This is a genomic window from Idiomarina rhizosphaerae, assembly GCF_024159085.1.
GTDB lineage: Bacteria > Pseudomonadota > Gammaproteobacteria > Enterobacterales > Alteromonadaceae > Idiomarina > Idiomarina rhizosphaerae.
Genome location: NZ_JAMZDE010000003.1, coordinates 251,314 through 269,572, shown reverse-complemented (window position 1 = coordinate 269,572; position 18,259 = coordinate 251,314). Strand labels below are relative to the sequence as shown.

Sequence of the window (18,259 nt, the reverse complement as noted above, 5' to 3'; positions counted from 1 at the left end):
GTGGGGATTTGTGGATAATAGTGGATCGCAATGATCAGGTGGGATCATGTTCCGAGGTGCAACAACATTAAGTCTGGATAGCAAAGGGCGGTTAGCCATACCGGCTAAATATCGCCATGCGTTGTCATTAGACTGTGAAGGCAAAATGGTCTGCACGATTGATATTAAGCAACCGTGCCTGTTGCTGTACCCGCTTCCCGAGTGGCAAATCATTGAGCAAAAGCTGACTCGATTATCCAGTATGAACCCTGCAGAACGTCGCCTACAGCGACTTCTTTTAGGCCACGCCGACGACTGTGAAATGGATAAAAATGGTCGTCTGCTCCTGTCAGCTCCGTTAAGACAACACGCCGGTTTAGAGAAAAAACTGATGCTTGTCGGGCAGCTGAATAAATTTGAAGTTTGGAATGAAGACGCCTGGCACGAACAAGTGGCGCAGGACATGGATGTTGAACGCGAAGGTGACTTTACTCTCAACGAACGACTAGAAGACTTTTCATTATAATGATTACAACGTCACCGCAACACGTTTCGGTGCTACTGGAAGAGTCGATAGAAGCATTAGCGACTGATCCGCAAGGCACATACATCGACGCCACATTTGGTCGCGGCGGACACACGCGTGCGCTGCTTAACCAGTTAGGTGACGACGCCCGCGTTATTGCCCTGGATCAGGACCCTGAAGCTATTGCTGCTGCGGCTGCATTTGCTGACGACCCCCGTTTTCAAATTATCCACACCCCTTTCTCAAACCTGCAACAGGTGCTTGACGATCTGCAGTTGAACCGGCAAGTGACCGGGATTCTATTTGACCTTGGCGTATCTTCCCCACAATTAGATGACGCTGAGCGCGGTTTTAGTTTTATGCGAGATGGCCCTTTGGATATGCGGATGAACACCACCAGCGGAGAAACCGCCGCCGAATGGCTTAATCGTGCAGAAAAGGATGATATTAGCTGGGTTCTTAAAGAATACGGAGAAGAGCGCTTTGCCCGCCGTATAGCCAGCGCTATTGTGATGGATCGCGAGAAAAAGCCCTTTACCCGCACGAAGCAGCTTGCGGAAATGATTGCCCGCGTCAGTCCGGTAAAAGAAAAGCATAAACACCCGGCAACACGAACCTTTCAGGCCATTCGCATTCACATTAACCGCGAACTGGAGCAAATAGAGCAAGCGCTGGAAGCATCTCTGTCGGGTCTGAAAGAAGACGGCCGACTGGTGGTTATTAGTTTTCATAGTCTGGAAGATCGTTTAGTAAAACGCTTTATTCGTAAGCACAGCGAAGGAAAGCAGTTACCTCCGGGCTTGCCGGTAACTGAAGCTGAGCGCAATAAAGATAAAGCGCTGGAGAAAGTCGGCAAAGCGATTAAGCCGGGTAAAGCTGAAGTGCAGGTTAATCCTCGTTCGCGCAGCTCTGTGTTGCGCATAGCAAGGAGGGTTCACAATGACTAAGCAGCGTTATCCCAGTCTGATGAAAATGTTGCTACAAGATTTATTGCAGCACAAATGGATTTTGCTTCTCAGTGTGGTGGTTATCGGGAATGCGTTAAGTATTGTCTATACCGCTCATTTGAATCGGCAGTTAACCGGCGAGCGTGATGATTTATTGTCGCACCGGGACACTCTGGATCGTGAGTGGCGGCACCTTGTGGTGGAACAAAACGCACTGACTGAACACAGTCGGGTTGAACGTATTGCGCAGGAACAACTCGGCATGCGGGACGTTGAACCAGAGCAGGAGGTGTTGGTTTCATGGCAGTGACTCGTCGCAAGAAGCACACAGAACCAGCGGGTACTCGTTGGCGCTTTTACACCGCAGTATCCCTGCTGTTCGGTGTATTTTCTGTGTTAATTGCACGCGCAGCCTATATTCAGGTGATAAGCCCCGATGCCTTTTCACTGCAAGGTGATATGCGCAGTTTACGGGCGTCCAGTGTTGCGGTTCAGCGAGGTACTATTGTTGATCGTAACGGACGCGAACTGGCGGTTAGCGTCCCCGTAGAAACTGTGTGGGCCGATCCTAAACGAATTGCTGACAAAGATGCTTTAGCGGATGAAATGCGCTGGCAGGCTTTGGCGGAAACCTTCCGTATGAATCGCAAAGAGCTGGTCAGTAAAGTGGATGACCCATCAAAACGTTTTGTTTATCTGCAACGCAAAGTTACGCCATCTGAAGCCGACTATGTGAAGCAGCTGAAAATTCCGGGTGTGTATTTAAAAACAGAATCTCGTCGTTATTACCCTACCGGAGAAATCAGTGCGCACCTAATTGGTTTAACCAATATAGACGGCGTCGGACAAGAAGGTCTGGAGCTGTTGTATGACGAACATTTAACCGGCAAACCGGGTAAGCGAGTTTACCGCAAGGACGCACAAGGGCGGGTTGTTGAAGAAATTAGCCAGACAGATGCACAACAACCAAAACAGCTAACACTGAGTATCGACCAACGTATACAGGCAACTGCTTATACCGAGCTGAAAAAAGCCGTGCGCTACAATCAGGCAACTTCAGGCTCGGCAGTAGTGCTGGATGTCGAGACAGGTGAAGTGCTGGCTATGGTCAATAGCCCGTCCTATAACCCTAACAATCGCGCCGATCTGCAGTCTTTCAGAATGCGAAACCGGGCGATTACCGACAGCTACGAACCAGGTTCAACGATGAAACCTCTTGTGGTTCTTGGTGCGCTAGAAAAAGGCCGGCATAAAGCCGGCGATACCATTGATACAAGCCCCGGCTGGTTAAGAATCGGTGGACGCCGGGTGAGTGATCCTCGTGACTATGGCGAATTGACATTGAGCGAGGTGCTTGAACATTCATCTAACGTGGGTGTAACTAAAATAGCTTTGGATCTTGGCGTTGACTCTTTATTGCAAACCTACGCCGACGCAGGCTTAGGCAGCGACACCGGGATAGCTTTGCTAGGCGAGAGTATTGGTTTGCTAAGTGGCAGACGGCGCTGGTCGGATTTTGAAACTGCGACATTGGCTTATGGCTACGGTTTGTCGGCAACGACACTGCAACTGGCTAACGCTTATAACATTATCGCTAATGGCGGGAAAAAAAGACCGCTGACGATTTTCAGGCAGGAATCGCCTTTACCTGCAGAGCAAGTTTTCAACCCGGATAACACCCGAGCCGTCATGCATATGCTCGAAGAGGTGGTTCGCGATGGAACCGCCACAGCAGCACAAGTTCCCGGATATCGTATTGCAGGAAAAACAGGAACTACGCGTAAAACCAAAGCAACAGGCGGGTACGGTGATGAATACGTCGCTTTGTTTGCGGGGATAGCTCCGGTTAGTGATCCGAAAGTGGTTGTGGTGGTGACAATAAACGAACCGGGTACCGATGACTATTATGGCGGCACAGCCGCGGCTCCGGTGTTCTCAAAAATCGTATCGCAAACTATGCGGCTACTGAATATACCGCCGGATAACCTGGATGATACGCAGGTACATGCTGCGGGCTTTGGAGGAGATAAATGATGAAGCTTGCAGAGTTGCTAACTATGCTGCCGACGTCGTTTTCCATTCCGGATGTTACCGTTAGTGGTATAAAACTCGATAGCCGGCAAGTTGCTAATGGCGATGTTTTTGTCGCTATTCCTGGCTATGAAACCGACGGCCGGGCTTATATCGATGCGGCTATTGATGCTGGTGCAGCGGCAGTTATTGCTGAAGCCCCGGGAATGGCGGTTGAACAGCGCCGGGGTGTGGTCGTCATCGGTTTTAGTGGCGTTCGTGAGCACCTTTCTCGTATTGCCGGTAACTTTTTTGGGCATCCATCAGAAAAAATGAAGCTGGTTGGTGTGACTGGAACCAATGGTAAAACGTCGGTTACCCACATTATGGCGCAGTTGGCAAAAGCACTGGGTATGGAAGCGGCTGTTATTGGTACAACCGGAAGCGGACTTATTGGTCGCTTATTACCTGAGCGTCATACCACACCAGATGCCGTTACCGTCCAGCAACGCCTGGCCACGCTATTGGCTGAAGGCGCAGAACTGGTTGCTATGGAAGTGTCTTCACACGCACTTATACAGCGTCGTGTCGAGGCTTTACACTTTGCGGCGGCCGCCATTACCAATATCAGTCGGGATCATCTCGACTATCACGGCACCATGGAAAATTACGTGGCCGCAAAACAACGTTTATTTGCTGATTTTGGCGTGCGAAACCGAGTGGTTAACGCCGATGACGACACGTTAAGCCAGTGGCAGCAGGATGATTTAACGGACTTATGGGTTAGCCTTAATGCCAGCCCCAATGAACCCTGCCTACAAGCGACCGGAGTTCAGTTTCATGAGCAAGGCTCTGTGTTCAGCTTAAATTGGCAGGGTGAATCCTGCGTCGTTGAAACTCCATTGTTGGGGCGTTTCAACGTTTATAACTTACTTTGCGCGGTTGCGGTACTGTTGAAACTGAATAAACCACTTGCGGATATCGGCAAAGCCTGTGGCAGTTTGCAGCCTGTTCCCGGGCGAATGGAAGCCTTCCATAATAATCAGTCGCCGCTGGTGGTGGTTGACTACGCGCATACACCGGATGCTTTGCACCAGGTACTGAGCGCGCTGCGTCTGCATTGTAAGGGGCGTTTATGGTGTGTATTTGGCTGCGGCGGTGACCGTGACCGTGGTAAGCGTCCGCAAATGGGTAAAGTAGCGGCAGATTACGCTGATGTTGTTGTGGTTACCGATGACAACCCGCGGACAGAACCCGCGGAACAAATTATTGAAGATATTTTGACCGGTATTGCGGATAAAACTCAGGTTAAGGTTTGGCCGGGTCGCCGGGAGGCTGTTATACGCGCAATGCGGGAAGCCGGAAAAGATGACGTTGTACTACTAGCTGGTAAAGGGCATGAAGACTATCAGGTTATTGGTACTCAACGCATTGACTATAACGAACGAGCGGTAGTCAGCGAATGGCTGCAAGGAGACTGCGCATGATCTCAGTATCACTGAAATGGATTGCGGAGCAGGTGGAAGGCCGCCTGATTGGCTCTGATTGTACAATTGATGCAGTGTCCACGGACACTAGAGCAGATTTAACCGACGCGTTGTTCATAGCCTTAAAAGGCAAGAATTTTGATGCCCACGACTTTGTCGAACAGGCTATAGCTAAAGGCGCATCGGCCGTTATTTGCGAAAAGCAAGTGGATAGCGAGTGCCGCCAGATTATTGTCGAGAACAGTCGTCATGCGCTGGGGCGCTTAGGTGCGGCTATTAAGGCGAAGGTAGCGCCGAAAACCGTGGCTGTCACCGGCAGCAACGGTAAAACCACAGTAAAAGAAATGCTGGCAGCCATTTTATCTATTCGTCATCCGGTATTGGCCACGCAGGGTAACTTTAATAACGATATTGGTGTGCCGCTTACATTGTTGCGCCTGCAGGAAAAACACAAATACGCAGTGGTTGAACTGGGTGCGAATCATCCGGGTGAAATTGCTTACACCACAGATTTGGTCAAGCCCGATGTCGCCATATTGAATAATGTGAGCGCTGCCCATGTTGAAGGTTTCGGAAGTTTACACGGGGTTGCCCGTGCTAAAACTGAGATTTTCCGTGGAGTGGGTGGCCAGGGAACGGCCATTACCCCTCGCGACTCCGAATTTTATCCCTGCTGGCAACGAGCTTGCAGCGATATGAAGTGGAAGACTTTTGGCTTGAGCGATAGCGCCGACGTTTACGCCAGCGACGTAACACTGAACGGAGAAGGGCATCCGTCGTTTACTCTGCATTTAGGCGGAGAAACAAAACAGCTGGAGCTTAAACTAAGTGGTCGGCACAACGTGCTTAATGCTCTTTCTGCAGCTGCTGCGGCAAATGAACTGGGTATATCGCTGAATGATATCGTTACCGGTCTGCAGCAGGTTCAACCTGCCCAGGGGCGACTAACCACCATAAAAGTGAGTGATCACTTACGCATTATTGATGACACCTACAACGCTAGCGTTGCCTCAACTAAAGCTGCCCTGGATTTACTGGGAAGTTATCAGGGCTATCGCATTTTTGTATTGGGCGATATGGGTGAGTTGGGCGCCGATGCGCGAGCTTACCACGAGGACATTGGTGAACATGCTATAGGCACCGGTATTGATAACTTATACAGCCTGGGCGTGCTTAGTCAAAGTGCCAGCGAGGTCTTTAACGGCCACGGAGGCAAACACTTCGGTAGCTTACAGTCGCTGGTTGAGTCTGTTTTACAAAGACTTACAGAACAGACCGGCAAGCAACCTGTCACAGTGCTGGTTAAAGGCTCACGCTCCGCACATATGGAGCGCGTTGTTGCAGCAATACAGCAGGCTGTCACGGTCAGTGACAGCGTAGAGGATAAGCACGCATGTTAGTTTGGTTGGCGGAGTACCTAACCCAGTTTGAAAGCGCGTTTAACGTGTTTTCCTACTTAACCTTGCGGGCAATACTCAGTGTTTTGACCGCACTGGTTTTGTCGTTGTGGTTAGGACCAACATTAATTCGCCGTTTGCAGCGTTTACAGATAGGGCAAACGGTGCGGGATGACGGCCCGGAAAGTCATTTAGTAAAAAGTGGTACGCCGACTATGGGAGGTGTATTGATACTGGCAGCGGTTTTGGGTTCTTCACTATTGTGGGCCGATCTCGATAACCGCTACGTTTGGGTCGTTTTATTGGTTACTACTGGCTTTGGTATCGTAGGCTTTGTCGATGATTACCGCAAAGTTGTACGCAAAGACCCGAAAGGTTTAATCGCTAAGTGGAAGTATTTCTGGCAGTCAGTCATTGCCAGCGTCGCCGCCGTTTACCTTTATTGGAGCAGCACTCAGGGCGCTGAAACCGCTCTTCTCGTTCCATTCTTCAAAGATGTGATGCCGCAGTTGGGCATGCTTTATATGCTCATGGCCTATTTTGTCATTGTCGGTACCAGTAATGCGGTTAATTTAACCGACGGTCTGGACGGCCTGGCCATTATGCCAACCATTATGGTAGCTGCGGCTTTGGGAATTTTCGCCTACGTATCCGGCAACGTGAATTTTGCTGAGTACCTGCAAATTCCGTATTTACCTTTGACCGCCGAATTGTTGGTGGTGTGCACCGCTATTGTTGGCGCCGGTCTTGGCTTCCTCTGGTTCAATACTTATCCGGCTCTTGTCTTTATGGGCGACGTTGGCTCGTTGGCGCTGGGAGCCGCGCTTGGCATTATCGCTATATTGGTCCGGCAGGAACTGGTGCTGTTCATTATGGGCGGTGTGTTTGTTATGGAAACAGTATCGGTAATGTTGCAGGTGGGTTCCTATAAGTTGAGGGGTAAGCGTATTTTCCGTATGGCGCCTATTCATCATCATTATGAGTTAAAAGGGTGGCCGGAGCCGCGGGTAATTGTTCGCTTCTGGATATTGTCGCTAATTTTTGTACTGATAGGACTCGCAACTTTGAAGTTGCGTTAAAAAATAATGACTAAAATAGCCTGGCAGAACACAAAACACATTGTTGTCCTTGGTCTCGGAAAGACCGGGGTGTCTGTGCTGCGCTATTTGCAACATAAACGGCAGCAGGATAAGAAGTTCGCCGAGGTTCAAATTCAGGTTTTTGATTCGCGTGAAAACCCTCCGGGTCTGGAAGAAGCGAAACAAATATTGGGCGATACCGAACTGCTTAATCGGCATTGGGAATTAGAAGACACCCTGGCGGCCGACTTAATCATTGCAAGTCCGGGCATCGATTTACGTGAAGACTCAATAGTTCTGGCGCGTGATGCAGATATTCCGATTGTTGGTGACGTTGAGCTGTTTGCCCAAGAATCAAAATTACCGATAGTGGCCGTAACCGGTTCTAATGGAAAATCGACAGTAACTCGCATGGTCGAGTTTGTTGCTGAGCGATGCGGCAAGAATGTGGCCGCTGCCGGAAATATCGGCGTACCAGTACTAGAGTTGCTGCTGCAAGAGCAACAGCCCGATGCTGTAATACTGGAGCTTTCCAGTTTTCAGCTGGAGTCAATTTCCAGCTTAAAACTTAAAGCCGCGGCGCTTATGAATATTAGCGCCGACCATATGGATCGCTACTGCACTCTGGAAGAATATGTAAAAGCCAAACAACGTATTTTTACTCATGCCAAAACATGGATATTGAATCGCCAGCAGCAGGATACCTGGCCACATCCGGTTACCGGAAAGTTAATGACTTTCGGTAACGACTCGCACCCCAAACACTTTGGCTTGCTGTCTGGAAATATCGACCGTGTCAGTGGACCGGTTGCCGTGACTTTCGATGGCAGTGTCGTACTGCGGGCAGATCAATTGCAGCTTCAGGGTATTCATAATCTGGTGAATGTGCAGGCAGCTCTGGCTTTGTGTCAGGCAATAGATATTGATATTGAAGCAGCGGTTAGCGCGGTAAAAGAGTTTAAAGGCCTGGCGCATCGCTGTGAGTTAGTCAGTGACAACAAGGGTGTGCTCTGGGTTAATGATTCAAAAGCCACAAATATCGGTGCTACTGCCGCCGCGGTTGAGGGCCTGAGGCCAATGATCAACGGGCGTTTACTGCTAATAGCTGGTGGAGTCGGGAAAGGCGCAGACTTTCGTGAGCTGCAATCGACTTTGGAGCGGGTCGATATTCTATTAACTATAGGTGAAGACGGCCCCCGCATTGGTCAATTGTTTAACGGTTCACGGCAGGTAAAAAGTTTACAGCAGGCTGTGGAGCTGGCTGCATCTTTAGTGCAAACCGGCGACATGGTGTTGTTGTCGCCTGCGTGTGCAAGCTTTGATCAGTTTCAGAACTTTGAGCATCGGGGCGACAGTTTCCGTCATGCAGTGGAGGCGCTTTATGTCGACAGTGCGTGAAGAACAATTAAATCTTGAGATACCGGCCTCTGACGTCAGTAGTCGCTGGCAGAAACTGATTAACTGGTTTCAACCAAAAGCGAGTCAGCCACTCTACGACCGTATGCTGTTTACCGTTGCAATGGCGTTGCTGGCCTTTGGTTTTGTTATGGTCACGTCCGCATCTCTACCTACGGCAGAACGGTTGACGGGTAATCCGTTCTATTTTGCCATTCGTCACGGTATTTATATTGTTATTAGCTTAGCTGTTATGTTGGCGACTTTAAGAGTACCTACGAATAGCTGGAATCAACAGAGTGGCAAGTTGCTATTGCTCGGGTTGATTATGCTGCTGATGGTTTTAGTTGTGGGGCATGAAGTTAACGGTGCGCAACGCTGGATAAAAGTCGGACCCATTACTTTTCAGGCGGCAGAGGTCGCTAAACTTTTCTTCTGTATTTATATGGCCAGTTATTTGTCCCGTCGGGAAGACGAAGTTAGAGAAGCGACTAAAGGCTTTATAAAACCTCTGGCGCTATTGTTTATCGCCGCTGTGCTTTTATTAATGCAACCGGACTTCGGAACGGTGGTTGTCTTGTCGGCAACAACTGTGGCCATGCTGTTTTTAGCTGGCGCGAGGTTGTGGCAGTTTTTTGCAGTGTTTATTACCTGCGTACTGGCTTTAATTTTACTGATCATCGTTGAACCATACCGAATGCAACGGTTGCTAACCTTCCTGGAGCCGGAGAAAGATCCGTTCGGTGCCGGTTACCAGTTAATGCAGTCACTTATTGCTTTTGGTCAGGGGCAATTCAGTGGTGCCGGTTTGGGTAATAGCATTCAAAAATTACAGTATCTGCCAGAAGCTCACACCGACTTTATTATGGCCGTTGTCGCCGAGGAATTGGGTTTTCTCGGTGTGCTGGCCGTTATTGCAACCGTATTAATGTTGGTGTCGCGAGCCTTAATTATTGGGCGCCGCTGTTTAATGCAGGAACAACGTTACGGCGGTTATCTGGCTTACGGTATTGGTATTTGGTTCAGTATCCAGGCCTTCGTGAATATCGGTGTTGCGTCCGGTGCATTACCAACTAAGGGGCTGACTTTGCCTCTGGTGAGCTACGGCGGTAACAGCCTGATCATCTCGGCTCTGGCCGTTGGGCTGTTGTTACGCATAGACCACGAACGTCGGATGCTGGGTCGCAAAGTGGCACCGCGCGGAGGTGCCGAATGAATAGAGTTTTGATAGCAGCAGCCGGCACCGGCGGTCATATTTTTCCAGCTTTAGCCGTAGCAGAGCAATTGCGCGAGAATGGCTGGCAAGTTGACTGGCTGGGTACGCAAGAAGGCCGATTAGAGAGTCGGGTTATTCCGGCAGCTAATTTCCCTTTACACAGTATTAGCATGACCGGGGTTCGCGGTCATGGGCTGAAGAGAAAGCTGTTTATGCCACTGACTTTGGCGAAAGCCGTACTGCAGTGTCGACGCTTACTGAAAACACTACAGCCACAGGTAGTGGCAACTTTTGGCGGTTATGTCTGCGCACCAATGGGGTTAGCCGCCAAACTGCTGGGCATCCCCTTAGTGGTGCACGAACAAAATGCCATACCGGGCATGACCACCCGGTTGTTAGCTCCCAGAGCAAACAAAGTTATGTTGGGGCTGCCGGTTGCCCTCCCGCAGTGGCAGCAGTATCCGGTTGTTGGCAATCCACTGCGCAAGGGGTTATTGGCACAAGCGGCTGAACAGACAGAAAACTCAAATGCAGACGGTGTCTTGAATATATTGGTGGTTGGTGGAAGTTTAGGTGCGCAGGTATTGAACGAAGCCGTGCCGGAAGCCGTCAAAGCATTAGAAGGTGTTGAGCTTAATGTCTTACACCAATGTGGTGCTGAGCGTGAGGCAACAACTGAAAAGGCTTATTTAGGTGCGTCAGTGCTTAAAACGCTGAAAGTAACTGAGTTTATTGAAGATATGGGCGATGCTTTTAGCTACGCTGACTTGGTCATTTGTCGCGCTGGCGCATTAACCATATCTGAGTTGGCGGTGATGGGCGTAGCGTCCATTCTGGTGCCATTGCCACATGCTGTAGATGACCACCAAAGCGCCAATGCGAAAGTTTTAGAAAGCCGTGGTGCGGCAGTTTTATTGCCGCAAACTGAAGTAATGGAAGGCGCATTGAAACAACAGTTAAAACGTTTATTGCATGACAGACAACAACTGTGGACAATGGCGCGTTTCGCTCGCCAGTGTGCGATGCCAGAGGCAACGCAACGACTGGTGAATGAATGTATGGAATTTAAAAAGAGCGATGACTAGCATGACCGCAACCAACGCACAGCCATTTACAATTGTGAACGTCCCGGAAATGCGCCGGGTACAGCGAATACACTTCGTTGGTATCGGCGGTGCGGGTATGGCCGGTATTGCAGAAGTTCTGTTAAATCAGGGTTATCAGATTTCGGGCTCAGATATTGCCGAAAACGCCAATACCGAACGGTTGCGCTGTCTCGGAGCCACTGTGGTTCTGGGGCATATGGCTAACAATATCGACGGCGCCAGTGTGGTTGTGGTATCCAGTGCAATAAAAGCCGATAACGCTGAACTGGTAGCTGCACACCAGCTGCGGGTGCCTGTGGTACGTCGTGCTGAGATGCTGGCCGAGCTTATGCGTTTTCGCCATGGCATTGCGGTAGCCGGTACACACGGTAAAACGACGACCACGTCATTGGTTGCGAGTATTTTTGCCGAAGCTGATCGTGATCCTACTTTTGTTATTGGTGGCTTGCTCAATAGTGCTGGTTCAAATGCTCGCTTAGGTAACAGTAAGTACCTCATTGCTGAAGCCGATGAAAGCGATGCATCGTTTCTGCATTTACAACCGATGGTCGCGATAGTGACAAATATCGAAGCAGACCATATGGACACCTATGAAGGTGACTTCAATAAGCTGCTGGACACCTACGTTGAATTTTTGCATAACCTGCCGTTTTACGGTTTAGCTGTTATGTGTGTCGATGACCCGGTCGTAGCTGATTTAATACCGCGACTCGGGCGTCAGACAATGACCTACGGCTTTAGTGAAGCCGCTGATGTAAGAGCGATAGATTATAAACAGACCGCCAGTGAGAGCTGCTTTACCATTTTACGTAAAGGGTTGAAACCGCTTGACGTGTGCCTGAACCTGCCGGGCAAGCATAATGTATTGAATGCTTTAGCCGCAGTAGCTGTAGCAACAGATGAAGGAATTAACGACGAAGCCATTAAGTCAGCATTGAATAAATTTGAAGGTATCGGCCGTCGTTTTCAGCATTACGGGAACTTTGTCATCTCAGATAAAGGCTCGAATAAAGAACCGGGCGAGGTCATGCTGGTAGATGACTATGGTCACCATCCTTCAGAAGTTGCTGCCACTATTCAGGCCGCGCGGGAAGGTTGGCCTGAGCGTCGTTTGGTAATGGCATTTCAGCCGCATCGTTATTCGCGCACCCGGGATTTATATGAAGATTTCGTCAATGTACTGTCACAAGTTGACGTATTACTGATGTTGGAAGTTTACAGTGCCGGGGAGACGCCGGTAAGCGGTGCAGATAGCCGTTCATTATGTCGTTCCATACGCCAGCGCGGACAGATAGATCCTGTTTATGTGGCAACCGTGGATGATATGCCGGAAGTTCTTGAATCGGTGCTTGCTCCGGGAGACTTGCTGTTAACGCAGGGCGCTGGAAATATTGGCGCCTTGGCCAAGCGAATTGCAACTGAGGTGTTGAGTCATGAAAGCTAATGCCTTTGGTAAAGTGGCCGTCATGCTGGGCGGTACGTCGGCTGAGCGCGATGTTTCTTTGAAATCCGGAATGGCGGTATTAAAAGGCCTGGTTGCAAAAGGCATCGATGCACACGCATTTGATCCAGCGGCGCATAGTTTGCAGGAGCTTGTGGAGCAAAAGTTTGACCGCGTTTTTATCGCTTTGCATGGCCGCGGCGGTGAAGATGGCAGCATGCAGGGTGCATTGCAAATACTGGAAATGCCATACACCGGCAGTGATGTTCTGGGCTGTGCGCTGGGTATGGATAAAGTGCGTTGTAAACAAATTTGGCATTCACTGGGTCTGCCAACCGCCAATTGGCGGGTGGTAACGCAAGCTGAAATAGAGCAAGTGAACGTGGAAGCTATGTTGCAGGAGCTCGGTGGCCGGGTGATTGTAAAACCTGCACGTGAAGGCTCGTCTATAGGTATGAGCATTGCCGATAACGGGCGAAGCCTGGCTTTAGCGTTGCAGCATGCGGCACAGTTTGACGACGACCTGTTGGTCGAACAGTGGGTTGAAGGTGCGGAATATACTATTGGCATATTAGAAGGTAAGGCATTACCGGTTATTCGACTGCAAACGCCACACGAGTTTTACGATTTTGAAGCCAAGTATCAGGCAAATGATACCCAGTATCATTGTCCTGCAGGACTAAGTGACGATGACGAAGCAAGTTTGCGAACGTTGGCTGAACGCGCTTTCGTGGCCATAGGAGGCAGTGGCTGGGGACGCATTGATGTGATGCGCAATAACGCAGGTGAGTGGTTTTTGTTAGAGGCTAACACCGTACCGGGAATGACAGAAAAAAGCCTGGTACCTATGGCCGCAAAAGTTGCAGGTTTACAGTTTAATGACTTAGTGGAGCGCATTTTAGCGCAAACGCTGGAGCGCTAACGATGGCTGCTGAACAGCGCCTGCGCTCAGTTAATTTTTGGTCAGGTGTGGTGGTGTTATGCCTGACAATTGCGGGGGCATTAGTTGGTATCTATCAGTTAAACGAAGTGCTGACAGACGAACAACAAGTGCCGCTGGCTGAACTAAGTGTGCAAGGCGAGTTGCATTATACCGCCAGCGAAGAGGTTAGACAGGCATTGACAGCAGAGCCGTTAGGAAGCTTTTTTACGGCCGATGTGGATGATTTAAGGCGTCGGGTAGAGCAGTTGCCGTGGGTGCAAAAGGTCTCTATTCGCAAGGTTTGGCCGGATAAGTTGTCGGTTTATGTGACAGAGCACAAACCTGTTGCTATGTGGAACGGTGATCGGCTCATTAATCAGCATCAGGAAGTTTTCCGGGCTGATATAACGAGAGCTGACAGCAGTTTGCCACAGTTGTTCGGCCCGGAGAACGCGGTGAAGGAAACCTGGGAGGAGTTTAACCGGGTACAGCAAATGCTGGAGGTTAATGGCTTTCAGATTAGAGCGTTGAGATTAACCGAACGCTTTGCTGTCAACGTGGTTCTGGCACAGGGAATTGAAATTAAATTGGGGCGGGAAGCCACATTAGAGAGAATTAAGCGGTTTATCGATGTGTTTCCCAGCATCGTTGAGCACGAAAAAAGTAAAAACAACGAAATCGATACTGTGGATTTACGATATGACACCGGGGCTGCAGTGGCCTGGCGTGAAGCAAAAAGTGAGAGTTAGACGGTTATGTCGAAAACATCGGAACACAATATGGTTGTAGGTCTGGATATAGGCACCAGCAAAGTGACTGCACTTATAGGCGAGCTATTGCCTGATAATGAGATCAGTGTTGTTGGCGTTGGCACGGCTACATCGCGGGGAATGGATAAAGGCGGTGTGAATGACCTTAATCTGGTCGTGCAATCGGTTCAGCGCGCTGTTGATGAGGCTGAGCTTATGGCTGACTGCCGTGTGGCATCGGTGTATCTGAACATTTCCGGACGTCATATTTCCTGTCAGAACGAAAGTGGCATGGTACCGATTAACGAAGCTGAAGTGACTCAGGACGATGTCGACAGCGTGATTCACGCAGCGCAGTCAGTGCCTATTGCAAAAGAACGTCGTATTTTGCATGTACTGCCGCAGGAGTATGTCATTGATTCGCAAGAGAGCATTCGCAGCCCCATTGGCATGTCCGGTGTTCGCATGGAGTCGAAAGTGCACATTATTACCTGTGCCAACGATATGGCGAAAAATATTATAAAAGCGGTTGAGCGTTGCGGACTGTCGGTGGATAAACTGATTTTCTCAGCTCTGGCGTCCAGTATCTCGGTACTGACAGACGATGAAAAAGATTTGGGTGTGGCTCTGGTCGATTTAGGCGGCGGCACCATTGATATCTGTATTTATGCGGGCGGTGTACTGCGCCATACCGCGGTGATTCCGGCGGCAGGCAATCAGGTCACCAGTGACATTGCCAAGATATTCCGTACGCCGACTAACCACGCGGAAGAAATTAAGACCAAGCACGCTTGCGCGTTACGGCAAATGGTCAGCATGGAAGACACCATTGAAGTGCCTTCGGTTGGTGGTCGTCCGTCGCGGGTTATGTCGCGTCATACGCTGGCTGAAGTCGTTGAGCCGCGTTATCAGGAATTGTTTGAGCTGGTCAGGGACGAAATCCAGCAAAGCGGGTTAGATGAGCAAATAGCAGCCGGTGTAGTGATTACCGGTGGTAGCGCGAAAATGGAAGGCTGCGTTGATTTTGCCGAAGAAATTTTTCAAATGCCGGTTCGTATCGGCGTTCCTCTGGGCATGAAAGGCCTGCGGGATTACGTCGAAGATCCGGTTTATGCCACGGCGGTGGGACTGTTACGGTATGGGCAGGAAGATGCCGCTGTGTCACAAAAAGAAAGCTCTAAAACTGACGTGATCGGACTCTGGCAAAAAGTGCAGAGTTGGTTCAAAGGTGAGTTTTAACTTGGGGTAGCACGTTAAAAGCAGGTAGGGAGAATTATTATGTTCGAACTGATGGACAATTATGAAAGCGAAGCCGTCATTAAGGTGATTGGCGTCGGTGGTGGTGGCGGAAACGCTGTCCAGCACATGGTAAAAGAATCAATTGAAGGTGTGCAGTTTATTGCAGCCAATACCGATGCGCAGGCTCTGCGTAATCATACGGCGGATGTCACCATTCAATTAGGGCAGGACATCACGAAAGGTCTTGGCGCTGGCGCCAACCCGGAAGTGGGTCGTCAGTCGGCAGAAGAGGACCGCGAGAATATCCGAGTCCACTTAGAAGGTGCCGACATGGTCTTTATTGCAGCTGGCATGGGCGGCGGTACCGGAACCGGTGCAGCACCTGTGGTTGCTGAAGTTGCTAAAGAACTGGGTATTCTGACCGTTGCGGTTGTGACCAAGCCTTTCCCGTTTGAAGGGAAAAAGCGTATGGCCGTAGCCGACGAAGGCATTAACGCACTGGCACAAAGTGTCGACTCGTTAATTACTATACCAAACGAGAAGTTGCTCAAGGTTATGGGTCGTGGAACCAGCTTGCTGGACGCCTTTAGTGCTGCAAACAACGTATTGTTGGGTGCGGTTCAGGGCATTGCCGAGCTGATTACTCGCCCGGGTCTTATCAACGTCGACTTTGCTGACGTTCGCGCGGTAATGAAAGAAATGGGTACTGCCATGATGGGCACCGGTGTTGCCAGCGGTGAAGACCGTGCGCAGGAAGCCGCGGAAATGGCCATTAACAGCCCATTACTGGAAGACATCGACTTGTCTGGTGCTCGTGGCGTTCTGATTAACGTGACTGCCGGCATGGACATGAGCATTGAAGAACTGGACACCGTCGGTAATACGGTTAAAGCCTTTGCTTCAGATAACGCAACGGTGATCGTGGGTACGGTTATCGATACTGAAATGTCTGATGAGTTGCGCGTAACTGTTGTCGCGACAGGTATTGGCGCGGAACGTAAGCCCGATATCTCTTTGGTGAATAATACTAACCAGACAACGGCCAAGCGTGAACCGCAACCGGCTTACCGTAGTAATGATATAGACCGCGGCGGTGCAGCACCTCGTTATGAGGAGCAGGAAGAGCTGCAACCGGAAGCAAAAGCGGAACCAAAACGTCAGCCCGCTGCCAAAGCTAAACAGGATAAAGAACTCGATTACCTGGATATTCCGGCGTTTTTGCGAAAACAGGTCGACTAAATTGACGTAACGCTTGATAAGTATGCGTAAAATTTGATCGAACCATGACAAATGTCGTATAATATGCGGCCGCTTTGGCTTTTGCCTTGGCGAACCGAATATAAAAGGTAGGTGAACAAGTACCATGATTAAGCAACGTACATTACAGCAAGCGATATCAACCACTGGTGTTGGGCTGCACAAAGGCAATAAAGTAAACCTTACTTTACGCCCTGCGCCGGCTAATACCGGTTTGATATTCCGTCGTGTGGACCTTGATCCTGTGGTGGATATTCCAGCACGGGCCGACTGGGTGCGTGATACGCAGCTGTGTACCTGTCTTATCAATGAGGAAAACGTTCGCGTTTCTACCGTCGAGCATTTGCTCGCTGCGCTGGCCGGCGTTGGAATTGATAATGCGATTATCGAAGTCGATTCGCATGAAATTCCAATTATGGACGGCAGCTCGCACCCGTTTGTTTACCTGCTACAAAGCGCGGGCATTGAAGAGCAGTCAGCAGCGAAGAAGTTCATCCGGATCAAACAGCCGGTACGTGTCGAAGACGGTGATAAGTGGGCGGAACTGCTACCCCACGATGGTTTCCGTATCGACTTTGCTATCGACTTTGAACACCCGGCTATCGCAGACACAGGGCAGACCGTTAGTATCGATTTTAGCGCGAATGCTTTTATCAAAGAAATTAGTCGTGCCCGTACCTTTGGCTTTATGAAAGACATTGAGTATTTACGGGAAAACAATCTGGCATTAGGCGGCAGTTTTGATAACGCCGTGGTGCTGGACGAATTCCGCATTCTGAATAGTGACGGCTTACGTTACGATGACGAATTCGTAAAACACAAAATGTTGGACGCTATTGGTGATTTGTACATGGGTGGCCACAGTATTTTAGGCCATCTGCGTGCTTACAAGTCAGGGCATGCGCTGAATAATCAGCTATTACAGGCATTGTTAGCGCAACAGTCAGCATGGGAGTTTGTGACCTTTGACGAAGAGCAGGCTACTGCGCCTATCGCTTTCTGGTCACCAGCAACAACGACAGCTTAATCTTTATCGTTGGCGGTAAACTTTGCCGCCAACGCTTTTAATTCCGACTTCAACGGCTCATCGCACCCCTCAGCCATTGTCAGCAGGCGCTCTGCGCTGCTCGAACCTTTCTGATTTTTAATACTTTTCTCAAAACTGTTCATTGACGGAGACACCTTAATTGAAAGGCTCTGTACCGGGACCGTCGCATTGTGGCGAAAATGCGTTATAATGGCCGCTTGCTGAAGTTTTAGCCTGGTTGCCCAGCTACCGTTATCCACCTGAATGATCATTTGACCATCGCGGATATTCAGCAATTGGCAGTGTTGACTGGTATTTTTATCAACGCATTGTTGAAACAATTGTTGCCAATGCGAAAGTTGGGCGGCAAACTGTGCATAATGTCGTAATGTTGACGACAAGGTTTTTTGACCTGAACGAAGCCATTCTGATGGTGTTTTCGGATGTCGTGACATAGTTGCGTAGTAGGCAAATATTAAGAG

17 protein-coding genes are annotated in these 18,259 nt (G+C 49.7%); 16 read left to right on the top strand and 1 reads right to left on the bottom strand.

The genetic code is table 11. From position 1 onward, the window contains the following. Positions 1–46 precede the first annotated feature (46 nt). The 16 genes from mraZ (at position 47) to lpxC (ending at position 17,777) form a co-directional block, all read left to right on the top strand. Entirely contained in the window at positions 47–505 is a 459-nt protein-coding gene (gene mraZ, locus NJR55_RS03580) for a division/cell wall cluster transcriptional repressor MraZ (protein ID WP_011233688.1), read from the top strand. Further along, a complete protein-coding gene (gene rsmH / locus NJR55_RS03575) occupies positions 505–1,452 on the top strand; it encodes a 16S rRNA (cytosine(1402)-N(4))-methyltransferase RsmH (RefSeq protein WP_253617928.1) in 948 nt (315 codons plus the stop codon). The genes mraZ and rsmH overlap by 1 nt, the downstream gene beginning before the upstream one ends. Next, positions 1,445–1,762 (top strand): cell division protein FtsL, encoded by a 318-nt coding sequence (ftsL, locus tag NJR55_RS03570; RefSeq protein ID WP_011233690.1) that lies wholly within the window; start codon positions 1,445–1,447, stop codon positions 1,760–1,762. Before rsmH ends, ftsL begins: the two co-directional genes overlap by 8 nt. Next, positions 1,753–3,486 (top strand): peptidoglycan D,D-transpeptidase FtsI family protein, encoded by a 1,734-nt coding sequence (locus tag NJR55_RS03565; RefSeq protein ID WP_253617926.1) that lies wholly within the window; start codon positions 1,753–1,755, stop codon positions 3,484–3,486. The genes ftsL and NJR55_RS03565 overlap by 10 nt, the downstream gene beginning before the upstream one ends. Next, a complete protein-coding gene (murE, locus tag NJR55_RS03560; protein WP_253617924.1) occupies positions 3,483–4,949 on the top strand; it encodes a UDP-N-acetylmuramoyl-L-alanyl-D-glutamate--2,6-diaminopimelate ligase in 1,467 nt (488 codons plus the stop codon). Before NJR55_RS03565 ends, murE begins: the two co-directional genes overlap by 4 nt. Further along, positions 4,946–6,349, top strand: coding sequence for a UDP-N-acetylmuramoyl-tripeptide--D-alanyl-D-alanine ligase (locus NJR55_RS03555; protein ID WP_253617922.1), 1,404 nt, complete (start codon positions 4,946–4,948; stop codon positions 6,347–6,349). The genes murE and NJR55_RS03555 overlap by 4 nt, the downstream gene beginning before the upstream one ends. After that, positions 6,343–7,425, top strand: coding sequence for a phospho-N-acetylmuramoyl-pentapeptide-transferase (gene mraY, locus NJR55_RS03550; RefSeq protein ID WP_253617920.1), 1,083 nt, complete (start codon positions 6,343–6,345; stop codon positions 7,423–7,425). The genes NJR55_RS03555 and mraY overlap by 7 nt, the downstream gene beginning before the upstream one ends. 6 nt (positions 7,426–7,431) lie before the next feature. Further along, entirely contained in the window at positions 7,432–8,823 is a 1,392-nt protein-coding gene (gene murD / locus NJR55_RS03545) for a UDP-N-acetylmuramoyl-L-alanine--D-glutamate ligase (protein ID WP_253617918.1), read from the top strand. Then, positions 8,807–10,036 (top strand): cell division protein FtsW, encoded by a 1,230-nt coding sequence (gene ftsW, locus NJR55_RS03540; RefSeq protein ID WP_253617916.1) that lies wholly within the window; start codon positions 8,807–8,809, stop codon positions 10,034–10,036. The genes murD and ftsW overlap by 17 nt, the downstream gene beginning before the upstream one ends. Then, the gene (gene murG / locus NJR55_RS03535; RefSeq protein WP_253617915.1) at positions 10,033–11,121 is read left to right on the top strand and encodes an undecaprenyldiphospho-muramoylpentapeptide beta-N-acetylglucosaminyltransferase; all 1,089 of its coding nucleotides are present in this window, start codon (positions 10,033–10,035) and stop codon (positions 11,119–11,121) included. Before ftsW ends, murG begins: the two co-directional genes overlap by 4 nt. Next, positions 11,114–12,586: a UDP-N-acetylmuramate--L-alanine ligase gene (gene murC, locus NJR55_RS03530; RefSeq protein WP_253617913.1), complete on the top strand. Its 1,473-nt coding sequence runs from the start codon at positions 11,114–11,116 to the stop codon at positions 12,584–12,586. Before murG ends, murC begins: the two co-directional genes overlap by 8 nt. Then, positions 12,576–13,505, top strand: a complete 930-nt coding sequence (locus tag NJR55_RS03525; protein ID WP_253617912.1) for a D-alanine--D-alanine ligase — start codon at positions 12,576–12,578, stop codon at positions 13,503–13,505. The genes murC and NJR55_RS03525 overlap by 11 nt, the downstream gene beginning before the upstream one ends. Before the next feature lie 2 nt (positions 13,506–13,507). Then, positions 13,508–14,254: a cell division protein FtsQ/DivIB gene (locus tag NJR55_RS03520; protein ID WP_253617910.1), complete on the top strand. Its 747-nt coding sequence runs from the start codon at positions 13,508–13,510 to the stop codon at positions 14,252–14,254. A 6-nt stretch (positions 14,255–14,260) separates the two neighbouring features. Next, complete coding sequence (gene ftsA, locus NJR55_RS03515; RefSeq protein WP_016341267.1) at positions 14,261–15,493, top strand: cell division protein FtsA; 1,233 nt, start codon at positions 14,261–14,263, stop codon at positions 15,491–15,493. A 39-nt stretch (positions 15,494–15,532) separates the two neighbouring features. Beyond that, positions 15,533–16,732: a cell division protein FtsZ gene (gene ftsZ / locus NJR55_RS03510; protein ID WP_011233702.1), complete on the top strand. Its 1,200-nt coding sequence runs from the start codon at positions 15,533–15,535 to the stop codon at positions 16,730–16,732. A 124-nt stretch (positions 16,733–16,856) separates the two neighbouring features. After that, positions 16,857–17,777, top strand: coding sequence for a UDP-3-O-acyl-N-acetylglucosamine deacetylase (lpxC, locus tag NJR55_RS03505; RefSeq protein WP_011233703.1), 921 nt, complete (start codon positions 16,857–16,859; stop codon positions 17,775–17,777). Here lpxC and NJR55_RS03500 read toward each other — a convergent pair. Then, complete coding sequence (locus tag NJR55_RS03500; protein ID WP_011233704.1) at positions 17,774–18,232, bottom strand: DUF721 domain-containing protein; 459 nt, start codon at positions 18,230–18,232, stop codon at positions 17,774–17,776. The genes lpxC and NJR55_RS03500 overlap by 4 nt on opposite strands. Positions 18,233–18,259 lie beyond the last annotated feature (27 nt).